This window comes from Curtobacterium sp. 8I-2, assembly GCF_902506155.1.
In the GTDB taxonomy this organism is placed as follows: domain Bacteria; phylum Actinomycetota; class Actinomycetes; order Actinomycetales; family Microbacteriaceae; genus Curtobacterium; species Curtobacterium poinsettiae.
In genome coordinates this window covers 341,338-356,299 of record NZ_LR732827.1, presented here as the reverse complement: position 1 = coordinate 356,299, position 14,962 = coordinate 341,338, and the positions used below count along the sequence as shown (strand labels likewise).

Below are 14,962 nucleotides of genomic sequence, written 5' to 3'. Positions count from 1 at the left end.
CCGGCCACTGCTCAGCGCAGCGGCGGGAGCGCGGCGATCGCGTCCTCGATGAGCGTCGCGTCCTGCTGGCAGTCGCGCGCGACCGTCACGGCGTTCGTGTGCCGGAGCGCGTCGACGTCGTAGATGCCGGTCGCCACGGCGAGGAACGGGATGCCGGCGGCGTCGGCTGCCTCGCCGTCACGCGGGGTGTCGCCGACGATCACCGCCCGGGTGCCGACCAGGTCGGCGGCGGCACGGTGGGTGACCCCCGCCCGCTCGACCTCGGTGTCGCCGAAGTACGAGTGCTCCCAGTCGAAGCTGTCGGGGTCGAACCCGGCGCCGGTGAGCTTCACCCGGGCGCGGTACTCCGAGTTGCCGGTGAGCAGCCCGTTGCGCCACCCGAGCTCGGCGAACCGGGTCAGGAGCGCCTTCGCTCCGGGGACGGGGCTGCGGTGGTCGCCGGAGGCGTGCCGTTCGGCGGTCAGGTCGTGCAGGTGCCGACTGACCGTGGGGATCAGGGTGTCCTCGAACGCGTGGGCGCGCACGTGCTCGGCGATGAGCCCGGCGTCGGTCCGGCCGTGCTGGTGCCCCACCCGCAGGGTGAGGTCGCGGCCCACCGCCCGCTCGAGGGCCAGGTGGTAGAGGTTGCCCGGGGACGACGCGTTCATCACGAGGGTGCCGTCGATGTCCCACAGGACCGTGGTGGGGACGGGATGGTGCTCCATGGCTCCCATCATGACGGACAATGGACTCCATGCCGAGTGCTCTCCCGATCGCCGATCCAGCACCCGCGGACGGCCTGATCACGCCGTGGGCAGCAGCGGGCCCCGCCACCGGCCCCGGCGCTGCTCCCGCCGCCGGTGACGTCCCGTTCGGCGTCTACGTGCACGTCCCGTTCTGCCGTGTGCGCTGTGGCTACTGCGACTTCAACACCTACACGGCCTCCGAGCTCCGCGGCGTCCGTCGCGACGACTACGCCGGCCACGCCGTGCGCGAGATCGAGTGGGCCGCGACGGTGCTCGACCGTTCCGGCGTGCCGCGGCGCCCGGTGTCGACCGTGTTCTTCGGCGGCGGGACCCCGACCATGCTGCCGGCGTCCGACCTGGCGATGATCCTGCGGGCGATCGACGACACGTGGGGCATCCTGCCCGGGGCCGAGGTCACCACCGAGGCGAACCCCGACTCCGTCGACGCGGCGTCGCTCGAGACCCTGCGGGCCGGCGGGTTCAACCGGATCAGCTACGGGATGCAGTCCGCGGTGCCGCACGTGCTCGCCACGCTCGACCGAACGCACGACCCCCTGCGGGTCCCCGTCGTCGTCGACCTCGCGAAGCAGCAGGGGCTCGACGTCTCGCTCGACCTGATCTACTCCACGCCTGGGGAGTCGCTCGCCGACTGGCGGACCTCGCTCGACGCCGCGATCGCGTGCGAGCCCGACCACGTGTCGGCCTACTCGCTCATCGTCGAGGACGGCACCGCGATGGGCCGCATGGTCGCCCGCGGTGAGCTCCCCGCCCCCGACGACGACCTGGCCGCCGACATGTACGAGCTCGCCGACCAGGTGCTCGGCGACGCCGGCTACTCCTGGTACGAGGTCTCGAACTGGGCGCGCGGCAACGGGCACGCGAGTCGCCACAACCTGTCCTACTGGAAGGGCCACGACTGGTGGGGCGTCGGCCCCGGTGCGCACTCCGCCGTCGCCGGTACCCGCTGGTGGAACGTCAAGCACCCGGCCGCCTACGCGAACCGGGTGCTGTCGGGGGAGTCGCCGGCCGCCGGCCGCGAGACCATCGACGACGAGACGCGGTACGTCGAGCGCCTGCTGCTCGCCGCGCGGGTCCGCGGGGAGCTCGCCACGAGCGAGATCCGCCAGGAGGCCCGTGGCCGGGTCGCCGGCCTCATCGCACGCGGGCTCGTGGACGGGTCGGCCGCGGTGCGGGGACGCATCGACCTGACCCTGCAGGGTCGGCTGCTCGCCGACGCGGTGGTGCGGGAGCTGCTCGACTGAGCGGCGTGCGCACTGCTTGCTGCCGAGTGCGTGCCGCTTACTGCTTGATGAACTCGATCGAGAGCGGGTAGCGGTAGAACTGGCCCTGGTTCGCGGCGATCGCGGCCATGATGCTGAAGATCAGCGACACGATGCCCGCGGCGAAGATGATCAGGAGCCCGACCCCGAACACCGAGGTGAGGGAACCGACCACGTAGGCGATCGCCATCGTGATGTGGAAGTTCAGGGCGACCCGGGTGTGCTCGCGGATGAAGCCGCCGCGGTCGCGCAGGACCAGGTAGGCCACCAGCGGTGCGACCACGGTGAAGAAGATGCCGCCGATGTGCGTCAGCGTCGCCCAGAGGCGCTGGTCCTCGGGGCTCATCGGCTGGGGCGGGGTGTACCCGGAGGGGTACTGGNCAGCTGTACTTCGACGAGCGCATGCTCGACGGTGACGTCACCGCCGAGTTCGACGGGGTCGAGGTCGTCGTCGACAAGATGAGCGTCCCGTACCTCGACGGCGCGACGATCGACTTCGAGGACACGATCCAGAAGCAGGGCTTCACGATCGACAACCCGAACGCGCAGGGCAGCTGCGCCTGCGGTGACAGCTTCCACTGATCGCCAGCGATCCGACACGCGAGCGGCGGCGAGCTGCGAGTAAGCTAGGAGTGTTCCAATCAAGCTGGGAGCCAGCCAAGCGCCGCCTTCGTGCGGCTCGCCGTCGGACACGACGGACTGACTTCCGAAGCTCACGTCTTTTGCGAGAGGTAACAGTGCGTTCGAATCGCCGTATACGTTGGGCGGCCGTCCCGGTGGCCGTCGGTCTGGTCATCGCACTGGCTGGCTGCACGCAGCAGCAGATNGTACTGGGGGCCGCCGGGCTGCTGCGGCCCGCCGGGGCCGGGGCCGTACTGGCCCCCGGGCTGCTGGGGGCCACTGGGCTGCTGCGGCCCGCCGGGCTGCTGCGGCCCGCCGGGCTGCTGCGGCCCGCCGGGCTGCTGGTCGGAAGGGCCGCCGGGCTGCTGTCCGTAGGTCATGGCGGAAGCGTATCGGCCGACCGCCCGGAAGTCCCGGGCCGTCAGCGGTCGGGCGTAGGATCAGCAGTCGACACGTCCGAGTGCCAGGTCGATCGGGAAGGAGACGCTCGTGGTCAGTGAACGCAGCCTCGAGGTCCTCAAGGCCATCGTGCGCGACTACGTGGCGTCGCGTGAACCCGTCGGGTCGAAGACCATCGTCGAGCGGCACGCCTTCGAGGTCAGCGCCGCGACGATCCGCAACGACATGGCCCTGCTCGAGGACGAACAGCTCATCGCGGCCCCGCACACCTCGTCCGGTCGCGTACCGACCGACAAGGGCTACCGCCTCTTCGTGGACCACCTCGCCGGTGCCCGTCCGCTCTCCAGCGCGCAGCGGCACGCCATCGAGACCTTCCTCGGCGCCCCGAACGACCTCGACGAAGTCCTCGGGCGCACCGTCCGGTTGCTCAGCCAGCTCACGAACCAGGTCGCCCTGGTGCAGTACCCGTCGATGGTGCGCGCCCGGGTGCAGCACGTCGAGCTGGTGCGGCTCGGTGACGCCCGGCTGATGGTGGTGCTCATCACCGACACCGCCCGGGTCGAGCAGCGCGTGGTCGAGACCGACGTCGCGCTCGACGAGGACTCGCTCGGCGAACTCCGCACCGTGGTGAACGGCGCGACGGTGGGGCTCCTGCTGCAGGACGTCCCGACCGCACTCCGGGCCGTGCCGCAGCAGCTCCGCCCCGACGCCCAGACGCTCGGCGGGGTCGTCGTCGCCACGCTCATCGAGCAGGTCGCTGCGAACCGGCAGGACCGCCTGCTGATGGCCGGTGCGGCGAACCTGGCGAAGAGCGAGCAGGACTTCTCCGGCGGCCTCTTCCCCGTGCTCGAAGCGATCGAGGAACAAGTCACCCTGCTCCGCTTGTTCGGGGAGATGCAGGTGGACGACATCGCGGTGGCGGCCAGCATCGGCGTCGAGAACGCCGAGTACGGGCTCGACGCCACGAGCATCGTCGCCGGCGGCTACCTGGCCGGTGGCGAGGTGGCCCGACTGGGCGTCCTCGGACCGACCCGGATGGACTACGGCACGAACATGGCGGCCGTCCGGGCCGTCGCCCGGTACCTGTCCAAACTCCTGGGCGAACATTGACCAACCGACCGAACCCAACCGACTGAGGGATACGTGGCAGACCACTACGACGTCCTCGGCGTCCAGCGAGACGCCTCCGATGCCGACATCAAGAAGGCCTACCGCCGCCTGGCGCGTGAGCTCCACCCGGACGTGAACCCGGCACCCGACGCCGCCGAGCGCTTCAAGGACGTGACGCACGCGTACGACGTGCTGAGCGACCCGGAGCAGCGACGCCGGTACGACGCCGGACCGCAAGCCGACAGCCCCTTCGGAGGCGGTGCTGGCGGCTTCAGCGACATCTTCGACGCCTTCTTCGGTGGTGGCGGTGGCGGCGGACGTGGCTCCGGCCCGCGCAGCCGTGCCGAACGGGGGCAGGACGCCCTGCTCCGCATCGAGGTCGACCTCGACGAGGTCGTCTTCGGCACCCACAAGGACGTCGAGGTCGACACGGCCGTGCTGTGCGAGACCTGCCACGGCTCCTGCTGCGCACCGGGCACCAGCCCACGCACGTGCGACATCTGCGGCGGGTCCGGGCACATCCAGCGCCAGGTCCGGTCGCTCCTCGGCAACGTCGTGACGAGCGCCCCGTGCGGCACCTGCCGCGGGTACGGCACCGTCATCCCGAGCCCCTGCCCGACCTGCCAGGGCCAGGGCCGCGTCCGCGCCCGTCGCACCGTGCCGGTGGACGTCCCCGCCGGCGTCGACTCCGGACTGCGGCTGCAGATGCCGGGCCAGGGCGAGGTCGGTCCGGCCGGTGGCCCGTCCGGCGACCTGTACCTCGAGATCCGCGTGCGCCACGACGACGTCTTCAGCCGCGACGGTGACGACCTGCTGGCCACGCTCGAGGTCGGCATGACCGACGCCGTCCTCGGCACGACCACCACCATCGACGGCCTCGACGGTCCGGTCGAGCTCGAGATCCGACCCGGTGTGCAGAGCGCCGACGTCCTCGTCATCAAGGACCGCGGCATCACGAAGCTGCGCGGGAACGGCCGCGGTGACCTGCGGGTCGGCGTGCAGGTCGTCACCCCGACCAAGCTGTCCCACAAGGAACGGCAGCTGGTCGAGCAGCTGGCGAAGTCGCACAAGACGACGGCTCCGCAGCTCGCCCGGTTCCAGCAGGGCATGTTCGGCAAGCTCCGCGACCGGTTCTTCAACCACTGATGGCGTCGCTGTACCTCGTCGACTCGCTCGACGTGGTCGTCGGCGACACGGTGTCGCTCGACGGTGCCGAGGGCCGGCACGCGGTCTCCGTCGCGCGGGTCCGGGTCGGCGAGGTCCTGCGGATCGCCGACGGTCGGGGCACCGTGGTGTCCGGACCGGTCACGGCACTCGGCAAGGACACGCTGGAGCTCGCGGTCGAGACCCTCGAGCACAAGGACGCACCGCGTCCGTCGCTGACGCTGGTGCAGGCACTGGCGAAGGGCGGCCGCGACGAGATGGCCGTGCAGGCGGCGACCGAGATCGGTGTCGACCGGGTGGTGCCGTGGTCGGCTGTGCGCAGTGTCTCCCGGTGGGACGGCGCGAAGGTCGAGAAGGGTCGTGCGCGGTGGGCCGCCATCGCGCACGAGGCGGCGAAGCAGGCAATCCGTCCGCGCGTCCCTGCGGTGGCACCGCTCGCGACGACGGGCCAGCTCGTGTCGGCCCTCGGAGCAGGGACCGCACTCGTCCTGCTCGACCCCACCGCGACCGTGCGGCTCGCCACCTGGGAACCACCGACGGACGCCGAGGACATCGCGCTCGTCGTCGGACCCGAAGGCGGCATCGACGGTGCCGAGCTCGACCGGCTCGAGGCCGCCGGTGCGGTGCGTGTCCGACTCGGCGACAGCGTGCTCCGCACCTCCACCGCAGGACCGGCGGCACTCGCTGTCCTGCAGGCGCGACTGGGCCGCTGGTGAGCCGGACCCCGCCGTCGGACGCGTCCTACGATGGAGCCATGAGCACCAGCACGCCCAGCGTCTTCTCCAAGATCATCGCGCGCGAGATCCCGGCGACCATCGTCGCCGAGGACGACCGTGTCATCGCGATCGAGGACATCGCGCCCAAGGCCCCCGTCCACGTGCTCGTCGTGCCCAAGACGGAGCAGTACGCGAACGTCGCGGAGCTCGCCGCGGGGGACCCCGACCTCCTGGCCCACGTGGTCGCCACGGCGCAGCGCATCGCCGACGAGCGCGCCGACGGCCAGTTCCGACTCGTCTTCAACACCGGCGAAGCCGCCGGTCAGACCGTGTTCCACGTGCACGCGCACGTACTCGCAGGTGAACTGCAGGAAGGCACCCTTGCCGGATAACGAACCAGCACAGCCCACCGCCGCCGACGAACAGCCCGTCTCCGTCTCGCTCCAGGTCGACGGCATCGCCATGGTGCAGCTGCTCGGCCCCCAGGACCGACTGCTCAAGACCGTCGAGCGCCAGTACCCGGGTGTCCGGGTGGTCGTCCGTGGCAACGAGGTCACGCTGACCGGCCCCGAACGCGACGTCGCCCGCGCGAAGGCGCTCGTCGACGAGCTCGTCGGCATGGTCAAGCGCGGGCAGGAGATCGGCCCGTCCGACATCCCGATGTCCGCACGGATCCTCGACGACGACCGCAAGCCGTCCGACACCTTCGGCACCCCCATCGTCTCGAGCCGCGGCAAGTCCGTCCGGCCGAAGACCGACGGGCAGCGTGCCTACGTCGACGCCATCGACGAGCACACGATCACGTTCGGCATCGGCCCGGCCGGGACCGGCAAGACCTACCTGGCGATGGCGAAGGCCGTGCAGGCGCTGCAGCGGCGCGAGGTCAACCGGATCATCCTGACGCGTCCCGCGGTTGAAGCCGGCGAGCGGCTCGGCTTCCTGCCGGGCACGCTCACCGACAAGATCGACCCCTACCTGCGGCCGCTCTACGATGCCCTGAACGAGATGATGGACCCGGAGCTCGTCCCGAAGCTCCTGGCGGCCGGCACCGTCGAGGTCGCCCCGCTGGCGTACATGCGTGGTCGGACCCTGAACGACTCGTTCGTCGTGCTCGACGAGGCGCAGAACACCACGCCCGAGCAGATGAAGATGTTCCTGACCCGTCTCGGGTTCGGTTCGAAGATGGTCATCACGGGTGACATCACCCAGGTCGACCTGCCGGGCAACGTGTCCGGTCTCCGGCTCGTGACCCGCATCCTCGACCAGGTCGAGGACATCCACTTCGCCCGTCTCGGCAGCGAGGACGTGGTCCGCCACACCCTCGTCGGTCGGATCGTCGACGCCTACACGGTCTACGACGAAGAGCGCCTCGCCGAGCAGGCCGGCCAGCGCCCCGGCGGCCGCGGAACCGCTCCGGTCGGCAACCCCGACGGCGCCAACCGCGCCGAGCGTCGTGGGCGCCCGCCGCAGGACCGCGCACGGCCCCCGTACCCCCAGAACGACGCCCGAGGAGGCAACCGGTGAGCATCGAGCTCAACAACGAGTCCGGCGTCGAGGTGGACGAGGCCGCGATCCAGCGGCTCGCCGCGTTCGCCCTGGACGCCATGCACGTCCACGCCGACGCTGAGCTCGCGATCGTGCTGGTCGACGAGGGCGCGATGGAGCAGTTGCACGTGCGGTGGATGGACGAGCCCGGCCCGACGGACGTCCTGAGCTTCCCGATGGACGAACTGCGGCCCGGCACCGAGGACGACCCGACGCCGGCCGGACTGCTCGGCGACATCGTGCTCTGCCCGCAGGTGGCCGAGGAGCAGGCGAAGACCGCCGGGCACTCGAGCACCGACGAGATGCTCCTGCTCACCTGCCACGGCATCCTGCACCTGCTCGGCTTCGACCACGCCGAACCCGACGAGAAGGCCGAGATGTTCGGCATCCAGGGCGAGATCCTGACCGCCTTCGCCGCCCAGCACCGAGGGCGGTAGCCGATGGTCGTCGTCGCCGGACTCCTCGCGGTGGCGCTGGGACTCGTCGTGCTCGGCGGGCTCCTCGCCGCGAGCGACGCCGCGCTCTCCGTGGTGTCCCGAGCCGACCTCGAGGAGATCGCCAGGGGCAACAAGCGCCGTCGGTCGATCGAGGCGATCGCGGACGACGTCGGCGCGCACGTGAACGCGCTGAACTTCTTCCGGGTGCTGGCCGAGACGGCCGCTGCTGTGCTCGTCACGATCGCCCTGGTGCGTGCCTTCGACAGCTGGTGGGTGGCGCTCGTCGTCTCCGCCGCGATCATGACCGCGGTGTCGTTCGTGCTGGTCGGGTCGAGCCCGCGGAGTGTCGGGCGGGCCCACGCCGAGCGGCTCATCGGTGCCACCGGCGGCATCGTCCGCGGGGTGCGCATCGTGCTCGGACCGCTCGCCGGGCTGCTCGTCCACATCGGCGACCGGGTCACCCCCGGCCGCGGCCGGAGCGCGTCCACGGTGTCGAGCGAGGAACAGCTGCTCTCCCTGGTCGACGAGGCCACCGAGAGCAACGTGCTCGAGGACGAGGACCGCGAGCTCATCCACTCGGTGTTCGAGTTCAGCGACACCCTGGTGCGTGAGGTCATGGTGCCGCGGACGGACATGCTCACCGTCGACGGCGCGGACACCCTCGGCGTGGCCATGGAGCAGTTCCTCGCCGCCGGTGTCTCCCGCATGCCGGTCACGGGCAAGGACAGCGACGACGTGCGCGGTGTCCTGTACCTCCGCGACGTCGCGCGGTCGCTGTACGAGCGGCCGGCGTCCCGTGGTGAGCGGGTCAGCCGGCTGCTCCGCCCCGCCGAGTTCGTGCCGGAGTCGAAGCACGCCGACGACACCCTGCGGCACATGCAGCTCGCCAAGAACCACCTGGTGCTGGTGGTCGATGAGTACGGCGGAGTCGCCGGACTCGTGACCATGGAGGACCTCATCGAGGAGCTCGTCGGCGACATCTCCGACGAGTACGACCGCGCCGTCGTCGACCGCACCGAGGTCGAACCGGGCGTGTGGCGGATCTCCGCCCGACTGCCGGTCGACGAGCTCGGCGACCTGTTCGGCATCGAGCTCGACGACGACGACGTCGACACCGCCGGTGGGCTGCTCACCAAGGAGCTCGGACACCTGGCCGTCTCCGGCGAGACCGTCACCGTGTCCGGCGTCGTCCTGACCGCCGACCGTGTCGAGGGCAAGCGCCGCCACCTGATCACCGTGCTCGCCGAGCGCACCCACGCCCTGGCCGACGTCGAGGACGCCTTCGACGACGCCGAAACCACCACGACGGGAACCACGCACGCATGACCGACCCCGACACCACCCCAGCCGGCTCGGACAAGCCCTACCGCGCGGGCTTCGTCTCGTTCGTCGGCCGTCCGAACGTCGGCAAGTCGACGCTGACCAACGCCCTGGTGGGCGAGAAGGTCGCGATCACGTCGTCGAAGCCGCAGACCACCAGGCGTGCCATCCGCGGGATCGTGCACCGGCCCGACGGCCAGGTCATCATCGTGGACACGCCGGGCGTGCACCGTCCGCGCACGCTGCTCGGCGAACGGCTGAACGACCTCGTCCAGTCCACGCTGGGCGACGTGGACGTGATCGGGTTCTGCGTGCCGGCGAACGAACCCGTCGGTCCCGGCGACCGGTTCATCAACGACACGCTCGACCAGTACCCGCGCGCCAAGAAGATCGCGATCGTCACCAAGATCGACAGCACCTCGAAGGACCGCGTCGGCGAGCAGCTGCTGGCCGTCTCGAAGCTCCGCGACTGGGACGCCGTGGTGCCGACCTCGGGCACACGGGGCATGCAGCTCGAAGACCTGCTGGGCGTCGTCACGAGCCTCTTGCCCGAGTCCCCGCAGCTCTACGACTCGAGTGCGGTGACCGAGGAGACCGACGAGGAGCGCATCGGCGAACTCATCCGTGAGGCGGCGCTCGAAGGTGTCCGTGACGAGCTGCCGCACTCGCTGGCCGTCGTCATCGAGGACATCGTCGAACCCGACGAGGACGACGACGCCGACGGGCCACTGCGCATCTTCGCGAACCTGTTCGTCGAGCGCGACAGCCAGAAGGCGATCGTCATCGGGCACAAGGGCGAGCGTCTCAAGGACGTCGGCTCGCGGGCCCGCGTCGAGATCGAGTCGCTGCTCGGTGGCCGGCACGTCTACCTGAACATCCGCGTGAAGGTGGCCAAGGAGTGGCAGCGTGACCCGAAGCAGCTCGGACGCCTCGGCTTCTGATCGTCGGACCCCTGCAGCCCGGGTCATCCGGGCGAGGGACGCGCTGGTGAGCGGTCCGCCGTACCGTGGACGGGTGTTCCGTCCGATGCTCCGTGCGCAGGTCATCACCGACCTGGTGATCGCCGTGCTGCTCGGCGGCCTCGTGCTGATCGCCAGCGGGCGCGGGATCGACGGTCCGCTGTCGGTGATCACGGTCGTCGGCATGACCGCCGCCCTGGCGCTCCGTCGGTTGTCACCGGGGCTGGCACTGGCCGTGGCGTGGGTGTTCGCGGTCTTCGAGATGGTCACCCTGCAGGTGCCGGACGTCTCGAACGCGTTCATCGCCGGCGTGATGTACACGACGAGTGCGTACGGCAGCCGTCGTGTGCGGCTGGCCGGACTCGTGTCGGCGATCGTCGGTTCGGTGACCGCGGCGGCCTACCTGGGCTTCGACGACTACCAGAACCGGCTCACGTACGAGACCGCCTCGACCCCGCTGCAGGAGTCGCTGCAGGTCACGTTCTCGTTCTTCGCCGTCGTCCTGCTCCTGCTCCTCTTGCCCTGGCTTGCCGGGCTCGTGGTCCGGACCCGTCGGTCGGCGAGCATGAGCCGCGAAGCCCAGCTGCTCGCCGAGCGGGACGCCGCGCGGGCCGACCGGGCCGTGGCCGTCGAGCAGGAGCGTGTCCGGATCGCCCGCGACATGCACGACATCGTCGCCCACTCGCTCGCGGTCGTCATCGCGCAGTCCGACGGCGCCCGGTACGCGCTGAAGGCCGACCCCGCCGTCGCCGATCAAGCGCTCAGCACCATCTCGACCACCGCCCGGCGGGCGCTCGGTGATGTCCGTGAACTCCTCGGCGCGCTCCGGCACGAGCAGGGGACCGCGCCGACGCCCGAGATCGACGACATCGACCGGCTCGTCGACGAGATGCGTCAACTCGGGCTCGACGTCCGGGTGGAGCGCGAGGGCGACCCCGGCGGGCTGCCGACCACCACGCAGCTCGCGGTGTACCGGATCGTGCAGGAGAGCCTGACGAACGCGTACAAGCACGGCGAGCCGGGGAGTCCGGTGCACGCCGCTCTGACCTACCGACCGGACACGGTCGAGATCGCCGTCGTGAACCGCCGAGCCGACGACGGCGTCCGCGGCCCGGGCACGGGCCACGGACTGGTCGGCATGCGCGAGCGCGCCGTGATGACCGGTGGCACGATGACCGCAGGAGCCCGGGGCGACGACTTCGCGGTCGCCGTCCGGATGCCGACCGTCCCGGCCAGTGGGCAGATGCCCCGCGGTCGCATCACCCCCACCGAGCAGGAGCGCAGCGCCCGATGACCACGACCCCGACCGACGATCATGCGATCCGCGTTGCCCTCGTCGACGACCAAGCGCTCTTCCGTACCGGCATCCGGATGCTCATCGACTCGCAGCCCGACCTGCGGTTCGTCGGCGAGGCCGGCGACGGGGCCGAGGGGGTCGAGCTCGTCCGCCGGACCCGCCCCGACGTGGTGCTGATGGACGTCCGGATGCCCGTGATGGACGGCATCACGGCGACCGGCCACATCGTCGAGCAGTCCGGCACCGACGGCGCGAAGGTCCTCGTGCTGACGACGTTCGACTTCGACGAAGCCGCCGCCAAGGCCATCCGTGCCGGAGCGAGCGGGTTCGTGCTCAAGGACGCCGACCCCGAGTTCCTGCTCGCCGCGGTCCGCACCGTGCACGCCGGCACCGCGGTGTTCGCCGCCTCGGCGACCCGTGAGCTCCTGCGACGGTACGACGACTCGGTCGGACGCGCCGCTGCGGTGCCCGCAGCCTTCTCCGACCTCACCCCGCGTGAGCGCGAGATCTTCGACCTGGCCGCCCGCGGCTTCAGCAACAGCGAGATCGCCCAGCACGAGTACGTCAGCGAGGCGACCGTGAAGACGCACATCTCGCGGGTCCTGACGAAGCTCGAGCTCCGCGACCGGGTCCGTCTCGTCGTCTTCGCCCACGAACACGGGCTCGTCACCAAGGCCGAGTGACGCCGGGTCATCCCGACGGATGACCCCTCCACAGACAACCGAGCCGAGCGGACGATCCACAGGAGCCGTCCGAGCGACGCGTGACGGGGCCGGCGGCGGCCATCGTGGATGCATGACCACCAGCCACGCTCCGATCATCCGCCTCGACCACGTGTCCAAGCACTACGGCGACGCCGCCCGACGCGTCACCGCGCTCGACGACGTCAGCGTTGACATCGGCGCGGGGGAGTTCACCGCGGTGATGGGGCCGTCCGGGTCCGGCAAGTCGACGCTCATGCACGTCGCGGCCGGCCTCGACGCCGTGACCACCGGCCGGATCCACATCGACGGCGTCGACATCACGGCCCTGGGCGACAAGGACCTCACCGAGCTGCGCCGTCGCCGACTGGGCTTCGTCTTCCAGTCGTTCAACCTCGTCCCGACGCTCGATGTCAGCGAGAACATCCGGCTGCCGTTCCTGCTCGGTGGGCACAAGCCCTCGCGCGAAGAGACCGCCTGGATCGACCGTCTGGTCGAGATGCTCGGACTCGGCAACCGGCTGACCCACCGGCCGCACCAGCTCTCCGGCGGGCAGCAGCAGCGCGTCGCCATCGCGCGGGCCCTCGCCTCGCGACCGGCGGTGGTCGTCGCCGACGAGCCGACCGGTGCCCTCGACTCCCGCACGGGTCGCGACGTCCTGTCGATCCTGCGCGGTGCCGTGCAGGAATGGGGCCAGAGCGTCGTCATGGTCACGCACGACCCGGTGGCCGCCGCGAACGCCGACCGCATCCTGTTCCTGGCCGACGGCCGGATCGTCGCCGACCGCCCGGCGATGGACGCCGGCGCGATCTCCACCACGATGCTCGGGATGGAGGCGGCAGCGTGAACGGCGTCCGCTCCTTCGCCCCCACCGTCCTGGTCGCTGCCCTCGGCACCACGTTCGGTTCCGCCCTGGTCATCGCACCGGGCATCGTCACCGAAGCGCTCCGAGCAGCCGGCGTCGCCGACCTCGGGCCGATCAAGGCGATCCTGTCCGTGGTCGGGTGGTTGTTCCTCGGCATCGCGCTCTACGTCGGCGCGATCGTCACCGCGAACACCTGCGCTACCCTGATCGCCGGGCAGACCCGGATCATCGCGCTGCAGCGGCTCGTCGGGGCGACCGGAGCCACGCTCCGTGCGCGGATCACCCGGACCGGTCTGGTCGTCGGCGTGCTCGGCGGGGTCATCGGTGCCGTCGTCGGGACCGCACTCTCGGCACTCTTCGTCGTCGTCCTGCGGGGCAACGGTGTCCTGCCCGACACCGAGTACACGTACGTGCCGTGGGAGCTCGTGCTACCGGTCGTTGCCGTCGTCCTCGCCACCTGGGGCGCCTTCGCCTCCGGGTCGCGTCGCGTGCTCACCGTCACCCCGCTCGAAGCGCTCTCGTCGTCCGTCGAGCCCAGCCACGACGACGTCCGGTCCGGTACCGCCCGCAAGGTCTGGGCGATCGTGCTCATGGCCGGCGGTGCGCTGCTGATGGCGCTCGGGCTCGCCGTCAGCTCGGTGTCCCCGGTCGCGGTCCTGCCGGCGGCGCTGGGCGGGTTCGTCTCCTTCGCCGGGGTCGCGGTCGGGGCGACGATCGTGATGCCGCCCGTGCTGCAGCTCATCGGGCGCATCGGCTCGCACGACCCGGTGGTCCTGCTCGCCGGGCGCAACGCGATGCGGGCGCCGGGGCGGTCCTCGCGGGCGACCATCGGGCTCGTCATCGGTGTCACCCTGCTCGTCACCTTCGCGGTGGCGCTCGGGATCATGCAGCACGTGCTCGAGACCCAGATGCGCGCGTTGAGCGAGGGGAGTGCCACACCGGCGATGATCGAGGCGCAGCGTGACCTGTTCGTGCAGATCAACGCCGTCGTCAGCGTGATCGTCGGGTTCTCCGCCGTGATCGCCGCCGTCGGGGTCGTGAACGCCCTGGCACTCGGGGTGCTCCAGCGTCGACGCGAACTCGGGCTGCTCCGCGTGCTCGGCCTGACCGGTGCCCAGGTGCGCCGGATGATCGTCACCGAGGCGGTGCAGATGGTCGTCGCGGCCGTCGTCTCGGGTCTCGCGCTCGGCACCCTGTACGGCTGGGTCGGCGGGCAGACGCTCCTCGGCTCGCTCGGGACTCCCGTGTCGCCGGTGCTCCCGCCGCTGACGATCGGCATCGTGGTGGTCGGCGCGCTGGTCCTGGCGGTCGTCGCGACCATCGCCCCGGTGCGCCGCGCGATGCGCGTCCCGCCGACCGAGGCGCTCGCGGTCGACTGACCCGGCGCCCTCGGCGCACCACACGACGAGACGGGAGGCCCGGTGCCAGCTGGCACCGGGCCTCCCGTGTCGTCGTGGCGTCACGCCGACGTCCTCTGCACGGCGCGGCCACGCCGCTCACGTCCGCCGAGTGGTCTCGAACTGTCGTCTGGACGCGGTCCGGGCGACAGAACGTGACCACTCGGCGACCGACCCGCGGCATGTCGTGACCGCTCGGAGCCACTCGGCACCCCGCTCGGCACGCCAGCCTGCATCCCCGCTCGAGCGCGCCGAGGTCCTGCGTCACACGCTTGCGCCTGCCCGCTGCTCCGGTGCTACCGTGGGTCCCGATGTACTCCGCACTGCTCCTCCTTCGCTGCCGCGACGAGGCCTGACACTCCGGCCCACCTCGTCGCGGAGTCCGTCGTGGCCGCACTGACCAGAGCCCACGAACACCGGCTCACG

Annotated in this window: 16 protein-coding genes; 14 read left to right on the top strand and 2 right to left on the bottom strand. The window is 71.1% G+C overall.

Going from position 1 to position 14,962, the window contains the following annotated elements:
• Nucleotides 1-11 precede the first annotated feature (11 nt).
• Nucleotides 12-704 carry an HAD family hydrolase gene (locus BOSE127_RS05400; RefSeq protein WP_159556477.1) on the bottom strand — a complete coding sequence of 231 codons (693 nt, stop codon included), beginning with the start codon at nt 702-704 and terminating at the stop codon, nt 12-14.
• A 29-nt stretch (nt 705-733) separates the two neighbouring features.
• Between BOSE127_RS05400 and hemW the strand changes: the two genes are divergently transcribed.
• Nucleotides 734-1,987: a radical SAM family heme chaperone HemW gene (gene hemW / locus BOSE127_RS05395; protein WP_159556475.1), complete on the top strand. Its 1,254-nt coding sequence runs from the start codon at nt 734-736 to the stop codon at nt 1,985-1,987.
• Nucleotides 1,988-2,024: 37 nt separating this feature from the next.
• Here the strand turns inward: hemW and BOSE127_RS05390 are convergent, their stop codons facing one another.
• Nucleotides 2,025-2,351, bottom strand: a complete 327-nt coding sequence (locus tag BOSE127_RS05390; RefSeq protein WP_031259454.1) for a DUF4870 domain-containing protein — start codon at nt 2,349-2,351, stop codon at nt 2,025-2,027.
• Between the two features lie 35 nt (nt 2,352-2,386).
• Between BOSE127_RS05390 and BOSE127_RS05385 the strand changes: the two genes are divergently transcribed.
• The 13 genes from BOSE127_RS05385 to BOSE127_RS05325 all read left to right on the top strand — a co-directional run.
• On the top strand, nt 2,387-2,587 hold a 201-nt coding region (locus BOSE127_RS05385), incomplete at its 5' end, for a HesB/IscA family protein (RefSeq protein ID WP_159558089.1).
• A 528-nt stretch (nt 2,588-3,115) separates the two neighbouring features.
• Complete coding sequence (gene hrcA / locus BOSE127_RS05380; RefSeq protein WP_159556473.1) at nt 3,116-4,135, top strand: heat-inducible transcriptional repressor HrcA; 1,020 nt, start codon at nt 3,116-3,118, stop codon at nt 4,133-4,135.
• Between the two features lie 33 nt (nt 4,136-4,168).
• Nucleotides 4,169-5,281 (top strand): molecular chaperone DnaJ, encoded by a 1,113-nt coding sequence (gene dnaJ, locus BOSE127_RS05375; RefSeq protein WP_017886671.1) that lies wholly within the window; start codon nt 4,169-4,171, stop codon nt 5,279-5,281.
• Entirely contained in the window at nt 5,281-6,015 is a 735-nt protein-coding gene (locus tag BOSE127_RS05370) for a 16S rRNA (uracil(1498)-N(3))-methyltransferase (protein ID WP_159556470.1), read from the top strand. The genes dnaJ and BOSE127_RS05370 overlap by 1 nt, the downstream gene beginning before the upstream one ends.
• A gap of 38 nt (nt 6,016-6,053) precedes the next feature.
• A complete protein-coding gene (locus BOSE127_RS05365; RefSeq protein ID WP_017886673.1) occupies nt 6,054-6,407 on the top strand; it encodes a histidine triad nucleotide-binding protein in 354 nt (117 codons plus the stop codon).
• Nucleotides 6,397-7,539: a PhoH family protein gene (locus BOSE127_RS05360; protein WP_042540165.1), complete on the top strand. Its 1,143-nt coding sequence runs from the start codon at nt 6,397-6,399 to the stop codon at nt 7,537-7,539. The genes BOSE127_RS05365 and BOSE127_RS05360 overlap by 11 nt, the downstream gene beginning before the upstream one ends.
• Nucleotides 7,536-7,997 (top strand): rRNA maturation RNase YbeY, encoded by a 462-nt coding sequence (gene ybeY, locus BOSE127_RS05355; RefSeq protein WP_017886675.1) that lies wholly within the window; start codon nt 7,536-7,538, stop codon nt 7,995-7,997. The genes BOSE127_RS05360 and ybeY overlap by 4 nt, the downstream gene beginning before the upstream one ends.
• Nucleotides 7,998-8,000: 3 nt before the next feature.
• Complete coding sequence (locus BOSE127_RS05350) at nt 8,001-9,323, top strand: hemolysin family protein (protein ID WP_017886676.1); 1,323 nt, start codon at nt 8,001-8,003, stop codon at nt 9,321-9,323.
• A complete protein-coding gene (era, locus tag BOSE127_RS05345; protein ID WP_042540163.1) occupies nt 9,320-10,258 on the top strand; it encodes a GTPase Era in 939 nt (312 codons plus the stop codon). The genes BOSE127_RS05350 and era overlap by 4 nt, the downstream gene beginning before the upstream one ends.
• A gap of 73 nt (nt 10,259-10,331) precedes the next feature.
• Entirely contained in the window at nt 10,332-11,570 is a 1,239-nt protein-coding gene (locus tag BOSE127_RS05340; RefSeq protein WP_042540161.1) for a sensor histidine kinase, read from the top strand.
• Entirely contained in the window at nt 11,567-12,256 is a 690-nt protein-coding gene (locus BOSE127_RS05335; protein WP_017886679.1) for a response regulator, read from the top strand. The genes BOSE127_RS05340 and BOSE127_RS05335 overlap by 4 nt, the downstream gene beginning before the upstream one ends.
• A gap of 112 nt (nt 12,257-12,368) precedes the next feature.
• Nucleotides 12,369-13,121: an ABC transporter ATP-binding protein gene (locus BOSE127_RS05330; protein ID WP_017886680.1), complete on the top strand. Its 753-nt coding sequence runs from the start codon at nt 12,369-12,371 to the stop codon at nt 13,119-13,121.
• On the top strand, nt 13,118-14,518 hold the full coding sequence (locus tag BOSE127_RS05325; protein WP_017886681.1) for an ABC transporter permease: 1,401 nt from the start codon (nt 13,118-13,120) through the stop codon (nt 14,516-14,518). Before BOSE127_RS05330 ends, BOSE127_RS05325 begins: the two co-directional genes overlap by 4 nt.
• Nucleotides 14,519-14,962: the final 444 nt, after the last annotated feature.